At 71.6% G+C, this 20009-nt stretch carries 16 protein-coding genes and 1 pseudogene; 14 read left to right on the plus strand and 3 right to left on the minus strand.

Going from position 1 to position 20009, the window contains the following annotated elements; translation table 11 throughout:
• From traC to HNV26_RS31945, 5 genes are all read left to right on the plus strand, one after another.
• Window positions 1-1787, plus strand: a 1787-nt coding sequence (gene traC, locus HNV26_RS31925) for an outer membrane exchange accessory lipoprotein TraC (RefSeq protein WP_171452935.1), incomplete at its 5' end; no start/stop codon positions are given.
• A gap of 297 nt (window positions 1788-2084) precedes the next feature.
• Window positions 2085-3572 (plus strand): M57 family metalloprotease, encoded by a 1488-nt coding sequence (locus HNV26_RS31930; protein WP_171444769.1) that lies wholly within the window; start codon window positions 2085-2087, stop codon window positions 3570-3572.
• A gap of 115 nt (window positions 3573-3687) precedes the next feature.
• Window positions 3688-4593, plus strand: coding sequence for an AEC family transporter (locus tag HNV26_RS31935; RefSeq protein WP_171444768.1), 906 nt, complete (start codon window positions 3688-3690; stop codon window positions 4591-4593).
• 77 nt (window positions 4594-4670) lie between these two features.
• On the plus strand, window positions 4671-5525 hold the full coding sequence (locus HNV26_RS31940; RefSeq protein WP_436410069.1) for a nucleotidyltransferase family protein: 855 nt from the start codon (window positions 4671-4673) through the stop codon (window positions 5523-5525).
• A gap of 181 nt (window positions 5526-5706) precedes the next feature.
• Window positions 5707-6252: a hypothetical protein gene (locus HNV26_RS31945; protein WP_216612920.1), complete on the plus strand. Its 546-nt coding sequence runs from the start codon at window positions 5707-5709 to the stop codon at window positions 6250-6252.
• 12 nt (window positions 6253-6264) lie between these two features.
• On the opposite strand, the gene HNV26_RS31950 is transcribed toward HNV26_RS31945, so the two are convergent.
• On the minus strand, window positions 6265-6474 hold the full coding sequence (locus HNV26_RS31950; protein ID WP_011550932.1) for a hypothetical protein: 210 nt from the start codon (window positions 6472-6474) through the stop codon (window positions 6265-6267).
• A 198-nt stretch (window positions 6475-6672) separates the two neighbouring features.
• Between HNV26_RS31950 and HNV26_RS31955 the strand changes: the two genes are divergently transcribed.
• A complete protein-coding gene (locus HNV26_RS31955; protein ID WP_171444766.1) occupies window positions 6673-6903 on the plus strand; it encodes a hypothetical protein in 231 nt (76 codons plus the stop codon).
• A gap of 54 nt (window positions 6904-6957) precedes the next feature.
• Window positions 6958-7251: a hypothetical protein gene (locus tag HNV26_RS31960; RefSeq protein ID WP_171444765.1), complete on the plus strand. Its 294-nt coding sequence runs from the start codon at window positions 6958-6960 to the stop codon at window positions 7249-7251.
• Between the two features lie 7 nt (window positions 7252-7258).
• Here HNV26_RS31960 and HNV26_RS31965 read toward each other — a convergent pair whose 3' ends face one another.
• Window positions 7259-8452: a hypothetical protein gene (locus tag HNV26_RS31965; RefSeq protein WP_171444764.1), complete on the minus strand. Its 1194-nt coding sequence runs from the start codon at window positions 8450-8452 to the stop codon at window positions 7259-7261.
• A gap of 101 nt (window positions 8453-8553) precedes the next feature.
• Here HNV26_RS31965 and HNV26_RS31970 point away from each other — a divergent pair, with 101 nt between their 5' ends.
• The 4 genes from HNV26_RS31970 to HNV26_RS31985 all read left to right on the plus strand — a co-directional run bounded on the left by HNV26_RS31970 (window position 8554) and on the right by HNV26_RS31985 (window position 17755).
• Window positions 8554-11640 carry an MG2 domain-containing protein gene (locus tag HNV26_RS31970; protein ID WP_171444763.1) on the plus strand — a complete coding sequence of 1029 codons (3087 nt, stop codon included), beginning with the start codon at window positions 8554-8556 and terminating at the stop codon, window positions 11638-11640.
• Window positions 11637-14075, plus strand: coding sequence for an alpha-2-macroglobulin family protein (locus HNV26_RS31975; protein WP_253817253.1), 2439 nt, complete (start codon window positions 11637-11639; stop codon window positions 14073-14075). The genes HNV26_RS31970 and HNV26_RS31975 overlap by 4 nt, the downstream gene beginning before the upstream one ends.
• 207 nt (window positions 14076-14282) lie before the next feature.
• Complete coding sequence (locus HNV26_RS31980; RefSeq protein ID WP_171444761.1) at window positions 14283-15320, plus strand: effector-associated domain EAD1-containing protein; 1038 nt, start codon at window positions 14283-14285, stop codon at window positions 15318-15320.
• A gap of 44 nt (window positions 15321-15364) precedes the next feature.
• Window positions 15365-17755, plus strand: coding sequence for a hypothetical protein (locus tag HNV26_RS31985; protein WP_171444760.1), 2391 nt, complete (start codon window positions 15365-15367; stop codon window positions 17753-17755).
• 10 nt (window positions 17756-17765) lie between these two features.
• Here HNV26_RS31985 and HNV26_RS31990 read toward each other — a convergent pair whose 3' ends face one another.
• Window positions 17766-18575: an SDR family oxidoreductase gene (locus tag HNV26_RS31990; RefSeq protein ID WP_171444759.1), complete on the minus strand. Its 810-nt coding sequence runs from the start codon at window positions 18573-18575 to the stop codon at window positions 17766-17768.
• Between the two features lie 112 nt (window positions 18576-18687).
• Between HNV26_RS31990 and HNV26_RS31995 the strand changes: the two genes are divergently transcribed.
• From HNV26_RS31995 to HNV26_RS32005, 3 genes and pseudogenes are all read left to right on the plus strand, one after another.
• Entirely contained in the window at window positions 18688-19368 is a 681-nt protein-coding gene (locus HNV26_RS31995; RefSeq protein ID WP_171444758.1) for a MotA/TolQ/ExbB proton channel family protein, read from the plus strand.
• Between the two features lie 3 nt (window positions 19369-19371).
• Window positions 19372-19806 carry an ExbD/TolR family protein gene (locus HNV26_RS32000; RefSeq protein WP_171452936.1) on the plus strand — a complete coding sequence of 145 codons (435 nt, stop codon included), beginning with the start codon at window positions 19372-19374 and terminating at the stop codon, window positions 19804-19806.
• 16 nt (window positions 19807-19822) lie between these two features.
• A pseudogene (locus tag HNV26_RS32005) lies at window positions 19823-20009 on the plus strand (energy transducer TonB); the annotation flags it as partial.

Below are 20009 nucleotides of genomic sequence, written 5' to 3' on the forward strand. Positions count from 1 at the left end.
CCCCTCCTTCTTCGTCCCACCCCTGGTTGGGGGCCCTGGCCCTGGTCCTGGTGCTCGCGCTGTCCGGCTGTTCCGCCTTCTCCCGTGCGGTGAAGGAGGGAGACGCCGCCAGCCAGGAGCAGAAGTGGGCGGAGGCGGAGGCGGCCTATCTGCGCGCGCTGGCGGCGGACCCGGATGCCTCCGAGGTCAAGGTGAAGCTGGGCAAGGTGCGCCAGGCCTGGAGCGAGGTGGTGCTGGTGGATGCGCGCGCCGTGCATGCCTCCGGTGACCTGGATGGCGCGATGAAGCGCCTGGTGCGCGCGCTGGAGCTCAACGCGGACAACGTTTCGGCGCGGGAGCTGCTCGGCGCCACCCTGGATGCGCGCGTGGCGGCGGGCAACGTGGCGTTGAAGGCGGAACGGTTGCAGGACGCGCGCACGGAGTTCGACGCGGTGCTGTCGGTGGCGCCGGACCACGCGGCCGCGAAGCGGGGCGTGGACGGCGTGCAGGTGGCCTGGGCGCGGCGCTGGTTCGGCACGGGGGAGGGCCTGGAGAAGGCAGGCAAGCTGGGCAACGCGCTGGTGGCCTACGTCCGCGCGGACCAGGAGCGCGTGGGCGCCACCGCGGCGCGGGAGCGGGCCGAGGCCGTGCGCCAGAAGCTGCGCGACGAGGTGGCTTTCCTGGTGGTGGCCTCGCCGGTGGAGGACCGGGCCGGGGCGCCGGACGTGGCGCAGCGGCTGGCGGCCGGCCGGCTGGCGGCGATGCTCCCCACGCGACTGCCCCTGCGCGTGGTGACGGAGGCCCCGGCGGGCCGCGAAGGCGTGACGCTGGATTTGTCACTGGAGCGGGTGCTGCCGCTGCAGGTGGTGGAGGAGTCGCAGCGCACGCAGCGCTACCTCGCCGGAAATCGCTCCGTGCCCAACCCGCGCCGCAGCGGCTTCGAGACCCAGCTCCTGAAGGCCGAGCGCACCCTGGAGGACGTGGAGCGCAAGCAGGCCGCCGCGCTGCGGGAGTACCTGCGCATGCAGGCGGAGCTGTCCATGGTGCGCGTGGCCGCGGAGCGCTGCCGAGAGCGGGAGCGCCGCCAGTGCCGCGAGGCCCTGCAGGATTGCGGCGAGGCCGCGCGCGAGGTCAGCGGCCCGGGGCAGTTCCCCAGCGAGTGCAACCCCTCACGCTGCGACCACAAGGCGTGTGTCGCCGAGGAGGTGCTGCTGGTGGCCAAGGCCGCCGCGTCCCTGCAGAAGGAGAAGGCGCTGGAGGAGGCGCTGGACAAGTCCGAGGGCCAGCGCACGCAGGTGCAGCGCCACCGCGACGCCACCTTCCGTGAGCCCATCACCGTGGAGGAGCCCATGTATTCGGACTTCGTGTTCGACGTGCAGCTCCACCGGCTCACCGTGACGGCCTCCGTCACCGCGGTGATGCGGGACCTCATCAAGGAGCAGCAGGTGCCCGCGCCCAACACGCAGGACTACGCGGTGATGCACGAGGACACGGCGCACAAGGGCTACGACCGGTACGGCGTGCTCGCGGACCCGGTGCAGCTGCGCAACGAATTGGAGCTGCGCGTGGAGGTGGGCGACAAGGCGGCGTCGGACGTTGCCCGCCGCGTGAAGGAGCGCTTCGACACCTACCGCGGCAAGCGCGTGGAGGATGCCCGCCGCGGCATGGTCCGCCCCGGTGCCGAGGACGTGGTGGAGACCGCTGTGCGCGCGCTCCTGCTCACCGCGGACGCGCCGCCGCAGGACATCCTCCAGCCGCTGGGCCGTGCGCGCGGCCTGAATCGTCCGGAGAGCCTGGTGGGACTGTAGGGCTTCCGCTGATGTCGCCTTTTTCCAGGGCGAGCAAATGCGAGCGTCCGGTGAAGGGTGTCCTGTTTCAGGACGGTCTGTCTGGATTTTGGTCAGTCATTCCCCTACGGACAAACCCTTAGAAGCACTGCTGTTTCAAGGCGAAGCGTAAAGCCTGTTTACGAGAGGCCGGGGCGCCTTGGAGTCCCGGTACACCGCGTTGAGCAGGGAGCCATCAGAAAACCTGAATGACGGCGATGGCTTGGATGCTGGCATGGCGGCTGCTTAACCCGCTGCGAACCACTCATCCCAACAAGGATGTCCATGTCACAGTCCAAGTTCGTCGGCGCCCTCACGGGCCTGGCGCTGCTCGCCGGTTGCGGCGGTAGCGATGGCACCACCCCCGCTTCCGAGGAGACGCTCGGTCAGGGGATGTCGTGGGAGGAGTTCCTCTCCCAGGTGTATCAGGAGCCGGAGACGGGCATCTTCATCGCGGACGGTGACACGCCGTTCGCGACCGAGAAGCACCTGCGCGAGTTCTATGACAACAACGTCAAGAACGGGCAGCTCATCGTCCACCGCGTGGGCGGGGCGGATGCGAAGTGGAGCGACACGCAGAAGCTGAACCTCACCTACTGCGTGAGCACCACCTTCGGTAGCAACTACAACCGCATGGTCCAGGCGATGGCCTCGGCGACGGCGGCGTGGGAAGCCGCTGGCTACGTGAAGTTCATTCACGTGAGCGCGCAGGACACCAACTGCAACGCCAGCAACAACAACGTGCTGTTCGACGTGAGCCCCATCAACGCGGGTGGCCAGTACCTGGCGCGCGCGTTCTTCCCGGGCGACGCGCGCGCCCAGCGCAACGTCGTGTTCGACCCCAGCTCCTTCCAGCCCCTGGGCGTCTGGACGCTGGAGGGCATCACCCGCCACGAGCTGGGCCACGTGCTCGGCTTCCGTCACGAGCACACCCGCCCCGAGTCCGGCACGTGCTTCGAGGACAACAACTGGCGTGCGCTGACCACCTACGACGGTTCCTCCGTCATGCACTACCCGCAGTGCAACGGCACCCAGAACGGCGACCTGGTGCTGACCGCGAAGGACATCCAGGGCATCCAGGCGCTCTATGGCACGCCGAACGGTGAGCCGCCCCCGCCGCCCCCGCCGCCGCCGGAAGGCGTTCCCACCACGGAGACCCGCTCGGGCTCGGTGGCTGCGAATGCGAACGTCAACTACGGTCCCTTCACCGTCGTTCCCCGCTCGACCTTCAAGGTCGTGATGACGGGTACGGGTACGGGTGACCCGGACCTCTACGTCCGCTTCGGCGCGGCGCCCACCACGACGGAGTACGCCTGCCGTCCGTACCTCGCCGGCGCCAACGAGACCTGCGAGCTCGAGGTTCCGGAAGGCGTGACCAGCGCGTACATCATGGTGCGTGGCTACTCGGCCGCCAGCTTCAGCCTGGCCATCAACTACCTGGCGCCCCTGGGCGGTGGTAGCGGCACGCCCACGAGCGAGACGCGCTCTGGCTCCGTGACCTCGGGTGGCAGCCAGAACTACGGCCCCTTCAGCGTGAAGGCCGGCACCAACTTCAAGGTCGTGATGACGGGCTCGGGCGACCCGGACCTCTACGTCCGCTTTGGCGCGGCCCCCACCACGAGCGCGTACAACTGCCGTCCGTACCTCAGCGGCGCTTCCGAGACGTGCGACATCGCCGTGCCCGCGGGCCAGACCACCGCGTACATCATGGTGCGTGGCTACACGTCCGGTACGTTCAACCTGGCCATCAACTACACCAAGCCGTAGTCCAGGCTTCGGCGTGAAGTGAATGACGGGCGGTCTTCCCCACGGGAAGGCCGCCCGTTTCTTTTTCCGCATGTTGCTGGAGTCCGACGCGGCGGGCTGAGACGCTGCGGCCGCCATGGGGAACGTCATCGGGCTGTTGGGGGCGTGTATGGTGCTGGGCGTCCTGGCCCGGCACAGCGGGAAGTTTCCGGAGGGCTCCGCCGGGGCGTTCAACACCTTCGTGTTGTACGTGGCGCTGCCCGCGCTGGTGCTGCGGGCCATGCACCAGTTGGTGTTCGTGCCGGAGCTCCTGGTCGCCGCCTCGGTGCCTTGGCTCTACTACCTGGGCGCGGGGCCGTTCTTCCGGCTGCTGGGGCCCCGGCTGGGGCTGTCGAGGCCGTCCATCATGGCGTTGGTGCTGACTGCGGGGCTGGGCAACACCGCCTTCGTGGGGCTGCCCATGGCGGAGGCGCTCCTGGGGGCCAGGGGCCTGCCGGTGGCGGTGGTGGTGGATCAGCTCGGCTCCTTCCTGGTGCTGTCCTCGCTGGCCACGGTGGCGGCGGCCCGAGCGGGCGCGGACACGCCGCTGTCCCCGCGCCAACTCGCGCGCAAGGTGGCCACCTTCCCCCCGTTCCTGGCGCTGGTGGTGGCGTTGGCGACGCGGCCTTGGGCCTATCCCGTCTGGCTGGACGGAGTGCTGGAGCGGCTGGGCGCGCTGCTGACGCCGCTGGCGCTGTTCGCCATTGGCCTGCAGCTGCGCCTGTCGGGCATCAAGCCCCGGTTGCCCGCGGTGGCCCTGGGGCTGTCGTACAAGCTGCTGCTGGTGCCGGCGCTGACGGCCGCGGGCCTGCTGGCCTTGCCAGGGCTGGCGCCCACGGTGGTGCAGGCCACGCTGCTGCAGTCGGCCATGGGGCCCATGGTGAGCGCGGCCATCCTCGCGGCCGAGCATGACCTGGACCCGGACCTGGCGGTGTTGATGGTGGGGGTGGGCGTTCCGCTGTCCTTCGCGACGGCGCCGCTGATGTTGATGCTGGCGCGCTGACGCCCGCCCGGCCGCCCTACGGCCTGCCACGCGGCCGGACCGCTGTCGTCCCGGCATCGCGCTCCTATTTTTGGCGCATGGCTGAGCAACCACCGAAGGCCTCGGGCGCGCCCGGGGGAGACCCACGGCGGATGGAGGTTCGGCGGCCGGTCGCCGAGCTGGGCGCACGGGCCTATGCCATCCAATTGTTGTCTGACGCACGAATCCCGTTCCTCGTCGGCGGCGCCTACGCGTTCGCCCATTACACGGGCATCTATCGCGACACGAAGGACCTGGACCTGTTCATCCGCAAGGACGACGCGGACCGCGCATTGGAAGTGCTCGCGCGCAATGGATGGAGCACGCAGAGCAACGTCCACGGCTGGCTGCACAAGGCCTTCTGGGACGACTTCCTCGTGGACCTCATCTTCGCGTCCGGCAATGGCATCACCGTCGTCGACGACGGCTGGTTCGAGCACGCGGTCCGCGCCCGGCTGCTGAACTGCGCGTGCAAGGTGCCTCCGGCGGAGGAAATCTATTGGAGCAAGGCCTTCGTCCTGGAGCGCGAGCGCTTCGACGGGCACGAACTCACGCACCTGCTCCTGAAGACGGGGCGCACGTTCGACTGGCCGCGGCTGCTCGCGCGCTTCGACCGGTACTGGGAGGTGCTGCTCGCGCACTTGATGTTCTTCCGCTTCGCGTACCCCGCGGACCGCGACATCGTCCCGGAGTGGGTGATGCGCGAGCTGCTCTCCCGCGCCAACAGCTCGCTGGCGGAGGGCAACTGGGACTCGCAGCTGTGCCGCGGCCGGCTGCTGTCGCAGGTCAGCTACCAGGTGGACGTCGACGAGTGGGGATACGAGGACGGCCGTGCCTGGGATGAGTCCGAGCGCAGGCGCGAGCGCGAGCCCGAAGTGGTGCCCGCCGCGAGCGGTACCTACGGCGGCCACTGAGCCACGGACCTCGCGCTCGCTTCCCGGGACCTTGCGAGTCCCGGCGTGAGCGCGCCAGGTCCACGGGCCCTGCCACGGCTTCGGCGGAGCCTCACCTTCGGGCAGAGGACCCGCCGAAAGCAGGTGTCATGTGTCGTGGAGCAAAACAGGGCCACGAGGTGTCATCGGAATCCTGGGCGTGATGTGTCTGACGCTCGCGCCCTCCTCGTGGGCACAGGTCTCCGTCACCGGACCGGGAGGACCGCTGCGACTCGAAGCGGGCTCGCAATCGGTGGCGCTGTCCCTGGATGAGGGCGGCGTCGTGCGGGGGCCCGGCGTCGAGCTGCGTCAGCGCGGCGCCGCGCTGGTGGGACAGGTGCGTGGCAGTGACGTGGATGTCGGCTGGGCCAGCGGAAACCTGCTCGGACGCGTGGGGGAGGGCACCGTCAACCTCCGCGTCCTCGAAAGGACGCCAGAGCCGGGCCTGCGCCTGGAGGGAGACTTCGCCAGCCAGCCGTCGAACCTCGTCATCGCGCCCTTCGCCATCGCTGGCGCCATGGGCGGATGCAGCTACACGCTGTCCGTGACGGGAGAAGGGTATTCAGGCTGGCGCACCTGCCAGCCTGGGACGACGCTCCAGCCGGGCCCCGTCTCCCTGTCCCTGCCCGAGGAAGTGCTGCGCCTCGGACAGGGCGAGAAGGCGGCCCTGCTGGCGCTGATGCTGTCGGAGACGATGTTGCCGCCGTGAGGCGGCGCGTGCTCAGGCGAGCACGGTGGTGGCGAAGGACAGCTCCACGCCGTTGTCGCGCACGCGCATGCTGGGCTTGGACAGCCAGTGGCACCGCGGGCAATAGCTGTGCGCACCCGCCTGAGAGGCACGCACAGTCACCTCTCCACCGCAGAGCACGCAGCCGTCGGGGAGGACGAATTCGGCGAACCGCTCGCCGGTGTTGCTCTCGAATTGAGTCATGCTTCTGAGTTAACGCAGGAATCGTGGGGCACAAGGCGACCTGAGGTGTCCCCCGGTACGGCATGGCCCTGCGGGCAGGCGGGCGGCCGAGCCCTCCTGCATTCCTTACGGGCCCGCCGCGCTTTGGTGGGTGGCCGACACCGCAACCCGGTGATGTCGCGTGTGCGCCCTGGCACGGGGATTTCAAGGGCCCGGGGCATGGATGCACAGGGTGAGGCTGGCGGCATGGGTGGGGTGCTGCGGGTGGAGCTCCTCCATGACCGGCGAGGCTGGGGCGTGGAGGTGGAGACGTGGGCCGGGGCCGTGCGCCGATACCGGTATGGCAGCGAGGCCCAGGCCCGCTTCTTCGCCGCGGTGTTCGAGATGGGCCCCCGCATGCTGCCGCCGGTGAGCACCGGGCGCCGCAAGCGGACCCGCCGGGCGGCCTGAGGCTCCGCGTCTTCCCTCTACCCTCGCGGGCTGCTTTCGGAGAGGCTACGGGCCATGAGTGACGCACCCAAGCCCTTCCTTCACCGTCCCAACCGCCAGCTCATCACCAAGGAGCCGGACCCCGCGGGCCGTTGGTCCAAGCAGTTCCCGGACATGATTGGCTACGCCAGCCAGGGCGGCGGCAAGGTGCCGGCCGACTTCGGCTGGAACACCAACCCCAAGCAGTGGCAGGAGGAGATGACGCCGGAGACGCTGGCCGCGCGCTACGACGAGCTGCGCATCCTCCCGCCGAAGCCTGAGTCGCCCGCGCTGCCCGAGGGCGCGAAGGCCGAAGGCACCAAGTCCTAATCCCGCTTCAACTGAAGGGCAGGGCCGCGAGCCGCTCCTGGAACCGGCCGAGCAGCTCCCGCGCCCCTGCCTCCTCCAGCCCGTCGCCCGCCTCCTGCCGCGCCTTGCGCAGGAAGGCGTCGAAGGGCGCCGAGCGGCCCTGGAGCGCGCCCGCCGCCTCCACCGCCTCCGCCAGCACGCGCTCCGCGCCCCGTGAGCCCAGCGTGAGGTGCATGTCCGCCTGCTCCAGCTTCACGCCGCAGGAGGCCCACACCGCGCGGTCGTGGACGACGAGCCAGGTGCGCGTCACCTCTTCCATCTGCTCTTCCAACGCCGCGAGGTAGGGCTCCACCAGCCCCGGCAGCGCGTCCGGCGCGAGCTCCGCCTGGGTGGCCGTGTCCATCAGCCGCGCGCGCAGCTCCAGCACCTGGTGCTTCTGCGGCGTGCGCAGCGCCACTGACGCGGGGAGGGACACGAAGGCGGACAGGCTCTCCGCCACCTGCCGCGCCAGCGCGGGGCGCGCGCGGGGCTCCGCCTTCGCCGCGCGCTCCAGCCGGCCTTGCAGGGAGCGGCGCAGGTCCGCCGCGGCCGCGCGCAGCGCCGCCCGTGCGCCCACCTGGTGGGCGTAGCCGGGCACCACCTCGTCGCGGCGCACGTCGGCGAAGGCCGAGGCGGTGAGGTACACGAGGTCGCCGATGCGCACGCGGAAGTCGGCGCGGAAGGCCTGCAGCTCGGCCATCAGCGTCCAGCGGTCGCTCACCACCTCCGGGCGGCGCATCTGCTGTCCCAGCTCCGCCACACGCCGGGCCAGCCGGTCCGCGATGGCGTGCAGCACCGCCTCCACCTCCTGCGCCAGCCGCTCATCCGAGCTGGCCGGCGGCGGGGCCCAGCCACCGTCGCCGAGCCCGGCCGGGCGTGAGGGGGGCGGGAACTCCTGGTGGACGGCGCTGACGAGCTGGTTGACGCCCACCAGCGTGTCGCCAATGGCGGGCGCCATCGTCTCCCACAGCGACAGGTCCGCGCCGCCGTCCGCTTCCACCGACGTGGGCTCGTACTTCGCGATGCTCAGGTGCCCCAGCCGGTCGATGGCCACCGCCGCCGCGCGGTGCACGCGCTCCAGCCGGTCCGCGAGGTGCCGGTCGGTCAGTGTTTCCAGGAGCGATTCCAGGCGCGGGGGAAGCGCATCCTGGGGCAGGCGGGATTTGGGCTTGGGCGCTGGCAAGGAGCGGCGACCCTAACGCACCGTCTCGAGCCACGCGAAGAACGGGGGGACTCGTCAGGGCCCCGGCCTCCCGGCATAGAGTGGAGGGGAGGGGAGAACCGATGACAATCCGCTTCCGGCGCCGCCGGCTGCTGGGGGGAGGACTGGCTGCGTTGCTCGTAGGGGGCGCGATAGCCTTTGCCTCCTGGGACGTCTGCCTTTCCGCCTGGGTCCTGCGAGGGGTGAAGGTGCCGAGCTGCCCGGATGGACAGTTCCGTCAGGTGGTGGAGGTCCATGGCTCCGGCCTGGCGCGTGGCGACACGGGCCAGGTGGTGGTCATGACGCATGCGCTGGCGCCGCACCCGGAATCCGGCCAGATGATGAAGGCCCCGGTGACGAAGGGCACGGCCGCCGTGTTCCTGGTGGACGGGGAGGGGAAGGAGACGCCGCTTCCGCTGTCGAAGGGGACGGAGTGGATGCGCACCCCGGACGACCGGGGGCTGGCGGCCCGCGTGGCGCTGCCGGAGGTACCGGACGGTGACTACCAGCTCCGGGCCCGCGTCACCTCGCCGCTGGGCACGGACACCGTGGACGCGCCGCTGCCGCTGTATGCCAATGCCCTGGCGCATGTGCTGACGGACCGGCCGCTGTACGAGCCGGGCCACGAGGTCCTCTTCCGCGCGGTGGTGCTGAGGGCCCAGGACCTGGCGCCGCTGGATGGGCGGCCGGGGACGTGGGTGGTGCGGGATTCCACCGGCGAAGTGGTGCTGGAGGAGCGCGCGCCGGCCGGGCCCTGGGGTGTGGTGGCCGGGCGCTTCCCGCTGGACCGGGGCGCGCCGCAAGGACGCTGGACGGTGAGCTGGGTGAGCGGCGGGGCGCAGGCCTCGGCGTCCTTCGAGGTGAAGCCCTTCACCCTGCCGCGCTTCCGCGTGGAGGCGCGCAGCGCCCGGCCATTCTGGCGCGCGGACGAGGTGCCGGTGGTGGATGGGCAGGTGACGTATGCCTCGGGCGCGCCGGTGGCCGACGTGGAGGTGGGCCTGACGTGGAACATCCACGGCGACTGGCCGGCGCCCACGGAGTGGCTTGCGGGAGGCCTGCCGGACCGCGCGCGCACCGACGCCGCGGGGCGCTTCCGCCTGTCGCTGCCGCGCGTGCCCATGGACCTGCGCGGACAGGCGGAACTGGTGGCGCGTCTGGTGGCGCGGGACGCGGCGGGAGACCGCATCGAAGGCGGCGTGTCGCTGCTGCTGTCCGAGGACGCGTTGCAGGTGTCGGCGGTGACGGAGGTGGAGGGGGGACTGGCGCCGGGCTTCAACAACCGCGTCTACGTGCGCGCGACGACGGCCGCGGGGCAGGTGCTGCCGGGCACGGAGTTGACGGTGAAGCGCGCCTGGGACCCTCGGGATGAAGGCGTGCGCGCGATGACGGACGAGGACGGCGTGGCCGTCTTCCAGCTCGACCCCGGGCCTCCCGTCAACGTCGTGGTGCCGCCCATGCCCGTGCGCCCGCCGCCGCCCAAGCCCACGGTGAGGCTGGGCCAGACGCGCAACCTGCTGGCGCCGGAGACGGAGGCCTCGCTCGAGGACCTGCTCGCGCTGGAGAAGGCGTTGCCCGCGCTCGAACCCTGTGCGCGCTTCGTGACGCGTGAGGATGGAGAGGTGGAAGTCGCGCTCGGCCTGCGCGTGAGTGCCGCGGGCGCGGTGGTGGACGTGGTCTCTGGAGGGGGCGCACTGCCCGCCTGCGTGGCCTCGGCGTTGCGCACCCGCGTGCTTCTTCCCGCTGGGCGTGAGCGGGTCTTCCAGGTGCGCCTGGGCATCATGGACCCAGGCCTGCCGGCGTTGGCAGTGGAGGTGGATGCGGCCATTGGCGCCCCTGAGACGCTGGTGGCCGCGCTGGACGACGCGGCCCTCGATGCGCGCGCGTGTCTGCCTCGGGACCTGAGCATGGACGCTCCGCTGCCCGCGGCGTTGAGCTGGCGGCTGGGGAAGCAGGGCCTGGAGTCGCTGACGTGGGTGATGCTGCCGAAGCAGCCGAACGCGCTGGCCGCGTCCGTCCTGCCCTGCATCCAGGAGCGCTTCGCGCGTATCCGGCCGTCCGAGCCCGAGTATCCGCACAACGCCCTGGGCGTGGCGCACCTCACCGCCCGTCCGTCGGGTGAGAAGGCGCGCCAGGCCGTTTCCCAGGCCACCACCTTCCTGGGCTACGAGCTGAAGGTGAGCGGCACGCAGGGGGGAGAGGCCGTGGGCGAAACGAAGCTGGTGCTGCGCCCGGCGGAGGTGCCACCCACGCGCCTGCGCGCCACGCCCGTGCTGGCGCGCGGCGGCGAGGAGGTCCGCATCGAGCTGATGCGCGGCCCCCAGTTCGAGGGCCCGCTTCCCGAGACCCTGGTGCTCCAGGCGGGCAACCAACGAATGGAAGAGAAGGTGGACAAGGCGACGCGCTCGGTCCGCTTCAAGCTGCCCGAGGACTTCGAGGGCTGGGCGATGACGTACTGGGAGGGCGCGCAGGGGCGGGTGTACGTGGCGCCGCGCGCGCAGCTCTCCGTGGAGGTGACGCCGGACAAGCAGCGCTACGCTCCCGGCGAGCTGGCCCGGCTCCAATTGCAGACGCGGGTGGATGGTCGGGACGGTCCGGCGGCGGTGGGCCTCTTCGGCGTGGATGAGACGTTGGCGCAGCTGGCGCCGCTGCCAGGGCCGGACGCGCTGGGGCAGCTGCGGCCCGCGCCCACGGTGGCCTCGCCCGCCTTTGGTGTCCTGGACGGTCAGGCGCTGGCCATGGGCCGCATCCGTGGAGCCAACGCCGCGTGGGCGGCGGTGCTGCGGGTGAGCGATGTGCCTCGGCGCGAGCACACGGAGCCCCGCGTGACGGTGAACGCGGTGACGGTCTTCGAGCCGGAGTCGGAGCTGACCGACCCCTTCTACATCGTACTGGCGGAGCTGCACGCGCAGGTGCGCGCCTGGGAGGAGAAGGCGCCGCAGGGGCAGACGCTGGACCCCGCGGGCATGGCCCGGCTGTGGGAGGGCGCGCTGGCGGCGTGTGAGAAGCGAGGTGACAAGGTGACGGATGCCTTTGGCCGCCGGTTGAAGCTGTCGCGGCTGCCCGTGGACCTGCTGGCGCTCACCGACCCGCGGGCGGTGGTGTCCAGCGGCACGCGGCTGCCGGAGGACGTGGAGAACTGGAACGCTTGGGTTGCCCGGGAGGCGCCATGAATCGCTCGTTCTTCGCCGGGGTGGGGTGCTCCCTGGTGAGCCTGGTGGGACTGGTCATGTTCGTGGCGCTCTTCGGTGACAACGTGCGGCGCCTGTTCGGCGCATCCGCTGAGGCACTGGCGGGGGCGCCCGCGCCCCAGGCGTCGAAGAGCCTCCGCCCCTTTGGTGGACAGAACTCCGAGTTCGACGAGGTGCAAGCGGTGATGGCTCCCCCGCCGGTCATGGCGGAGACGGAGATGGAGATCGGGGGGATAGTGGAGGGGATGTCCGGGTTCGCGAACGAGCCCCGCAGTGCCCGCGCCGTCGTGGTCAAGGATGATGCACGCAAGGGCGGGGGCGGCGCGGAGGCGGACGCCACGCCCAGCCGTGCCTGGTTCCCGGAGACGTTCCTCTTCGAGCCCCTGGTGGTGACGGACGCGTCCGGCGCGGCGACGGTGCCGGTGCGCGTGCCGGACCGCCTCACGCAGTGGCGGGTGCTGGCGCTGGCGCACTCGCGTTCGGGCGCGCAGTCCGGCGCGGTGACGTCCTTCACGGGCACGCTGCCCACGTACGTGGACCCGGTGCTGCCGGCCTTCCTTCGCGCGGGTGACGCCGTGCGGATGCCGGTGCAGGTGATGAACACCACGGACGCGGCGGTGGAGGCGCCCTTGAAGGTGGAGGTGCCGGGCGCGCTGGTGGAGGGCGGCAGCCGCACCGTGCGCGTTCCGGCGCGCGGCAGCGTGGTGGAGTACGTGACGGTGCGGGTGGCCACGCCAGGGCAGGTGGCGGTGCGCGCGACGCTGGGCGCCACCGACGCGGTGGTGCGGGACTTCCCCGTGTGGTCCACGGGGCGGCCGGTGGTGGAGGCGCGCGGTGGCACGCTGGCGGCGCCGCGCTCGCTGTCGCTCACCGGGCCTGTGGACGCGCAGCCGGGGAGCGAGCGCGTCCGGGTGCGGGTGTTCCCCGGAGGGCTGGGCGTGCTGCGCTCGGAGTTGCTGAACGCGGGCGCGCGCGAGGACGCGGCCGGCGTGAGCTATTCGCTGCTGCTGGCAGGCCGCGCGCCGGAGCTCCTGACCGCGCTGGGCGAGACGCGATCCGCGGAGGCGCTGAAGGCGCTGAGCACGCCCGGGCAGCGGCTGACGGCGCCCGTGCCTCCGGAGCCCGGTGAAGTGGACGTGGAGTCGGTACGGGCGGGGTTGATGCGGGCGACCCAGCGCGCGCTGCGGTGGAGCCGGGCGCCGGACGTGGCCACGGCGGCGCTGCTGGCGGAGGGCGCGCTGGCGCATCCGGACAACCCCGTGCTGGCCCGCCTGGGCGAGCGGCTGGCCGCGCAGGTGGCGGCGGCGCAGCTCCCGGACGGCACCTGCCAGGGCGGCAACGGCTGGACGCTCCAGCGGCTGCTGGTGGCCACCGCGGACTGCACGCGCGCGGTGAACGCGGCGGCGGTGACGCCGGAGGGCAAGCGCCGCGCGGCCTTCTTCACCGCGCGGGCCTCCGGCGCGCTGGAGCGCAACCGGGCGCACGTCAAGGATGGCTACACCGCGGCGGCGCTGCTGGCGAGCGGCGCGGTGACGGGCTCGCTGCGGGACTCACTGCGCGAACAGGTGCGGGACGCCGTGCAGCGGCGCGACGAGGGCGCCGCGTTCCTGCCCGTGGAGGCGGGCGTGGTGGACGCCGCGGGCGGCACGCCGACGGAGGCCGAGGCCACCGCGCTGGCCGTGCTGGCCCTGGAGGGCGACGCGAAGGCGCCCGTGGCGGACCTGGGCGCCGCGTTGCTCGCCAGCTACGAGCCGGTGAATGGCTGGGGCAACGGGCGCGCCAACCGCCTGGCGTTGCAGGCCGTGGTGTCCCTCTTCCGCGAGCCGCTGCCCGCCCAGGTGCGGGTGGTGCTGGAGCGGGACGGCCAGGTCATCACCGAGGGCACCTTCGACGCCAAGGCCCTGCGTGAGGTGCTGTCCCTGGAGGCGGCGGCGCCGGGCTCCGGCGGCGCGCATACCTGGACGGTGCGCGCGGAGCCCGCGGTTCCCGGGTTGGGCTTCGCGCTGGCGTTGAGCGCCGCGGTGCCGTGGACGCGGCAGGCACAGGCCGGGCTGGAGTTGTCCGTGCAGGTGCCCTCGGACGCGAAGGTGGGGCAGCCGTCGGAGGTGACGCTCCAGGCCTCCACGCCGTCGGGCCTGCCGCTGGTGATTCGCCACGGGCTGCCCGCGGGCGTGCAGGTGGACACCGCCAGCCTGGAGGCGCTCGTGCGCGAAGGGAAGGTGGCGTCCTGGCAGAGCGAGGATGGCGCGGTGACGCTGCGGCTTCATCCCCGAGGGCCGGGCGAGCCCTTCCAGGCGCGCTTCCGCGTCATCCCCACGCTGGCGGGCACGCTCCAGGGAGGCGCGTCGTCGCTGATGACCCTGTCGCGCCCTGACCTGGTGTCCTACGTACCCCCCGCTACGTGGGCCGTACGCTGAGGCGGAGTCGCTGGCGCTTCCTGCCCCCCGGGCCACTGCCCCGGCGCTGGGGGGCGCGTTATGTGTCGACTCGTGGTGACTTCACGGGCCTTCGAGAAATGTAGTCCGAGCTCCCAACTGGGCACCCACGCAGGGGATGCACAGATTTCCCATCAGCAACACGGAGTCGCAACCGCTCCCAGGGTTGTTTCGTCGTGGGTGGCAAGCATGGAGCTCGACGGCGCGGAGAGGGACGAGCTACAGCGGGCGCTGACGAGCGCGTTTGCCTCGGTGGAGCACCTTCGCCGGGTCGTGGCCGCCACCTGCCGCAGGGATTTGGAAGCGCTGGGCGTCTCCGGTGGGCTGCGTGAGCGCGTCTTCGCGCTCATCCACATGGCGGAGGCGGAGGGCTGGCTGCGCGAGCTGATTCGCGGCGCCTACCAGGCCCTGCCCCGGCACCCTCGCCTCCAACGCTTCGTGCAGGGGTATCTCGCGTCCGTCCAGCGCAGCATCCCCCGTGTCGGACTGGAGCGCATCTTCGGCAGCGGCCGGGCGGGCGCCGAGCGTGAGCACTGGCGCAAGCGCCTGACCTCCATCGAGCGGCAGGTGTGCCGCGTGGAGCCGGAGGTGGGCGCGGCGCTGGGCACCGGCTTCCTGGTGTCTCCCAGCGTCGTGCTCACCAATTTCCACGTCATCGAGAACAGGCTGCTGGAGTCTCTCCGGGTGCGCTTCGGCCGCAAGGTCCTCCAGGACGGGACGCTGCTACATCCGGGGACGGTGTACCGCGTGACGCGCTGTCTGGCGCGCAGTCCCTACAGCCCCGCGGACCTGATGCACCCGCGTCCGCGCGATGCCACGTCGGGCGAGCTGGACTACGCCTTCCTCGAGGTGGCGGGTGTCCCCGGCGAGGACCTGGTCGACGGGGAGCCCCGAGGCTGGCTGGAGCCGCCCGATTCGCGAGAGTCCTTCACGCCCGGCAGCCTGGTGCTCATCGTCCAGCACCCGGCGGGCCAGCCGATGAGCGTCGCGCTCGATGAGTTCCTGGGCGTCAATCCGGGCCGCACACGCGTGGCGTACCGCGCGTGTACGGGGCCGGGCTCCTCGGGGGCACCCTGCTTCACCCAGGACCTGCGGCTGGCCGCGCTGCATCACAGCGGTGGGCCCCGCGTCCCGTCCGTGTCGGTGGGGCACAACGAGGGCATCCCCATCGACACCATCCGCGGCAGCCTGTCCGGGAGCATGTTGAGTCAGCTGGGGTGGGGGTAGGGGCGCGAAGTGGAGGCATGGGGGGCGCCTGATACAGTCAGTGAATGCGTTCCGCTGGCACCCGTCCCGCCGTCACCCACTCCGCGTGGGGGCTCGTGCGTCTTCCGGCCCTGCTCCTGTTGCTCGTCCTTCCCTGGAGGGCCGGCGCTGAACCCGCGCTGCGCGTGGCGGGCGCCTCCGCCAGCAACGAGGTGAAGCTGCGGACAGCGTCGGAGGACTTCCGGCACGTGCTGCGTGTGGATTTGCTGAGCGCGCCGGAGGGCGTCGGCGACGTGGCCGTGGCCGGCGGCGTGGCGAGAGGCGTGGACGGCGAGCTGCCCGGCGGCGTGACGGTGCTGGTGGATCCACTCCAGTCCCAGGACGGCGTGCAGGTGGCGTTGCAGGCCGTGGTGAAGGAAGCGGAGTCCGGGAGCGCCTCGGTGCCCATCTCCACGCGGCGCCCCATCCACGTCGAGCTGTCCGGGCGCCTGCCCGTCACGGGGGACTACACGGGCCACGTGGTGCTGGTACACGCGCAAGGGCGGGAGACCACCGCGCTCATCGTCACGCGCGTGCAGGCGGTGCCCGCGGTGCAGTTCATCGCCACGTCGCCAGCGGTGACGTCCGCGGGCTGGGGCTGGGGCTCCATCGACGCCACCGTGCGGCTGCCGTTCAAGGAGACGGCGGGCGTGGGCGGGGTCGTGTCGGTGCCCCAGTTGCTGCAACTGCAGCGCAAGGCACCGGACATGGACTCGGCCCTCATCCAGCCGCGCTTCCAGAGCGCGCGCTTCGCGCTGGAGGGCGGGAAGCCGGATGGCGGCAACCTGGATGTCACGTCGGTGGACGGCGGCATTCCCGTGAGCGCGCATGGGAGCGGCGCGCTGCTCTTGAACCTTCGGGGCCTGGAAGGTCCGGGCGAGTACACCGGCACCGTGCGCCTGTCCGTGCGCTCGGGCACGCCGGTGGAGCAGCCCTTCACCTTGTGGGTGAGCTCGCCCTGGATGTGGGGCGCGTTTCTCATCGCGGCGGGGGCCATGTCGTCGTTCGGCGTGCGCCTGTACTCGCAGCGCATCCGGCCCCGGACGCTGCGCTTGCAGCGGGTCATGGAGTTGCACCGCCGGCTCCAGGCCGTGGTGAGCGGGCAGGGGGCCCGGGCGCGGGAGGTGGGGCAGGTGATGCTGGGCCAGGTGGACGGGCTCGCGTCGGAGATTCGCCGGCCGGTGCGAGGCATCCGCGTGCGCGACGGGGACCTGACCGCGCTGGAGCCGCGTCTCCGGCTGTATGGCGCGTGGTGTGACGCGTCACGCAAGCTGGACGCGCTCCCGGCCGAGCTGCGTCCGGAGCAGGCGAGCCAGTTGCTGGCGGAAGTGGAAGGCGCGCTGCGCGCGGAGGACACCGCCACCGAGCAGTTGGACCGCCTCGCCGCCAAGGTGCGGGAGCTGGACGTGGACGGACTGGCGCGCGCCGGGCTGGAGGCGCGGTTGCAGGACATCGACCGTCAGGCGCGGACGCTGGTGGCGCAGCACGGTGAGGATTCGCTGGGCTTCCGGCTCAAGTACGAGCTGCTGTCCCTGCTGTCGACCGTGCGCGAGGAGCTGGCGCGGGGCGCGCTGGACGCCGCCCGGCGCCAGTTGGAGTTCGCTCGCCGCTCGTACTTCGACATCCTCTGCGAGGAGCTGTCCGCGGCCCTGGCGTCCCGTACGCCGCCGCGAGGCTTCACGGAGGAGGAGTGGGATGCCCTCACCCGGCAGGTGAACACCCTGCTGGAGAGGGCCCGCGAGCGCGCGAACACCAGCGTGGATGATGCCGTCCGCATGTACCAGGGCGCGCACGCCGCCTATGTGCGCCAGCTCATCGTGGAGCTGCGCGGCGCGGTGGACGAGGCGCGGAACGTCAGTGAGTCCGAGGCGCAGACGCAGGCGCTCGACGAGGTGGAGGCGCTCCTGCGCGAAGCCATGGGGCTCCTGGTGGCGGAGTCGTCGCACGAGGCCGCGGGGAAGTACGGGGAGGCGCGCGTCCGGTTCGTCTCCGCCAGCCAGTCCCAGCGGATGGCGAAGAGCTTCCACCTGGAATCGCTCGCGTCGGACGACGGGGGAGACGGGGCGCCCTCCATGCCTCCTCCCACCGCGCCCAGCGGCGGTAGCATCCTCGCGCTGCCGGAGGCGCCCGCCGGAGGGGCGCCCGCGCTGGGCGACTTCGAGGGCATGCCGCTGCCGTCGCCGCGTCACATGTGGCTGGTGGAGCTGGGCGTGCTGGCGCTGCTCACCACGGTGGCGGTGGCGCTGGGGCTTCAGTTGCTCAATGTCTTCTCGCCCACATGGGGCGGTTTCGGCGCGGGCATGACGGCCTTCCTCTGGGGCTTCGGCCTGCACCAGGTGGGCAACGCCTCCTTCGAGGGAATCACCGGGCTGTTGACGCGCGTGGAGCGGCCGGCCACGCCTCCGCCGGCCGCCTGAGCCGCGCGAATCAGCGCCGCCGGTCCTGGATGGTCTTCGCGGCGATGCGGTCCACCACGCCCGGGGCCACCAGCTTGAGGAGCTGGGCGACGCGGGCCTTGGTGGTCATCACCACCTCGCGCTCGCGGCGCTCCATGGCGCGCAGGATGATGGCCACGCAGGTGTCCACGTCCATGTTGCCCGCGCTCTCGTCGTGCTTGCTCTGCCGCACGGGCTGGCCGTCCGCGCCCAGCGCGCTGTCGCGGATGTTGGTGGCGACGAAGCCGGGGCACACCACCGTCACGTCCACGCCGGTGCCGCGCAGCTCGATGCGCAGCGAGTCGAAGAAGCCGTGCATGGCGTGCTTGCTGGCCGCGTAGCCGCTGCGATTGGGCACGCCCGTCTTGCCCGTGAGGGAGGACACGGCCACCACCAGCCCGCGCCGGGCCTTGATGTGGGGCAGGGCGTGGTGGGTGCAGTACACCGCGCCCAGGTAGTTGATGCGTATCAGCCGGTCGAAGAGGGACAGGTCCTTCACCTCGTCCACGCGCGCGTCCATCGTCACGCCCGCGTTGTTGACCAGCACGTCGACGCCGCCGAACGCCTCCACCGCGCGCTCCACCAGGTGGCGGCAGGCCTCCGCGTCGCCTACATCCGTGGGCACCACCACCGCGCGCCCGCCGGCCGACTCGCACCGGGCCTTCACTCGCTGGAGCGCTTCCTCGTTTCGCGCCGCCAGCACCAGGTTGGCGCCGCGTCCGGCCAGCACCACCGCCAGCGCCTCGCCAATGCCCGCCGAGGCGCCCGTGACGACCACCGTTTTTCCTCGCATGGCGCGCATTCTGACCCCTCGCCGTCAGAGGGGCCCGGAAAAAAACCGACCACCAGGTGACACTTCAATTCGGGCCCGGTGTTCTGGTCGCGCCAACGTGCTTCACGAGGGGAAAGACACCATGCCGTCCATCGCCGTTTTCGCCCAGGCCCACCCGGAGCAACTGGGGTGGCTCAGCACCAAGCTGCTGGGGGTGACGCTCACTTCCGCGGAGTGGGTGCTGTGGGTGCTGGTGTGCCTGTCGGTGCTCTCCATCGCCATCATGCTGGAGCGCACGGTGTACTTCGCCCGTCACCGGTTGCCGGGCTCGGAGGCGCTGGCGGTGCGGCTGTCGCGCGGTGAGCTGGACGCGGTGAAGGCCGCCATCCAGGGGCGTCAGGGCATGGAGGCCGCCATCCTGCGCGAAGGGCTGGCGTGCGCCAACCAGGGCGCGGACACGGTGGAGCAGGTGATTGCCTCCACCCTGTCGCGTGAGCGCCCGCGCTACGAGCGCTTCCTGTCGTTCCTGGGCACGCTGGGCAACAACGCGCCGTTCATCGGCCTGTTCGGCACGGTGCTGGGCATCATCAAGGCCTTCAATGACCTGGGGAAGATGAACGCCCAGGGCGGCGGCGGGGCCATGCAGCAGACCGTCATGGCCGGCATCTCCGAAGCGCTCGTCGCCACGGCCGTGGGTCTGGCGGTGGCGATTCCGGCGGTGGTGGCCTTCAACGTCTTCAGCCGTCAGCTCAAGACGCTCACCAGCCGCGCCAACGCTTTGGGCCACGCGCTGGTGGGCAGTCTCCGCTCGGAGGCCCGTTAGGCCATGGCGGGCGGCGCGCAGGACAACGACGACGAAATCACTGGCATCAACGTCACCCCGCTGGTGGACGTGGTGTTGGTGCTGCTCATCATCTTCATGGTGACGGCCAACTTCATCGTCCGCGAGACGGTGGAGGTGGACCTGCCCCGAGCCGCCAACGGCGGTGAGACGGTGCAGGGCCTGGTCAACGTGGTGCTGGACAAGGAGGGCAAGTTCTTCTTCGACGGCACCGAGATGACCGAGAAGGAGCTGGAGGCGAAGGTCGCCGAGGCGGTGGCCAAGGACAAGGAGACGCGCGCCATCATCAGCGCCGACCAGTCGCTGCCCTACGGCCGTGTCATGCGGCTCATCGACGTGGTGAAGGGCCAGGGCATCGCGAAGTTCGCGCTCAACATCGAGAAGGACGTGGCCCCCGCGGCCGCCCCCGCGACCCCCTGAAGCGAGGCATCAGCACATGAGTCAGGCGGTCCTCGACAACAGTCCGACGCCCTCACACGACCGTTCGCTGGCCGTGGTGGGCGCCTTCCTGCTCGTGTCGCTGGGGATTCACGTCGGCGGCTTCTGGGCGCTGGGGGAGGGCGCCTCGCGCTCCCGCCCCGTGCCCAAGCGCCCCGTGGAGATGGTGATGGTGGAGGTGGTGA

Origin of the sequence: Myxococcus xanthus (assembly GCF_013116825.1) — a bacterium.
In the GTDB taxonomy this organism is placed as follows: domain Bacteria; phylum Myxococcota; class Myxococcia; order Myxococcales; family Myxococcaceae; genus Myxococcus; species Myxococcus xanthus_B.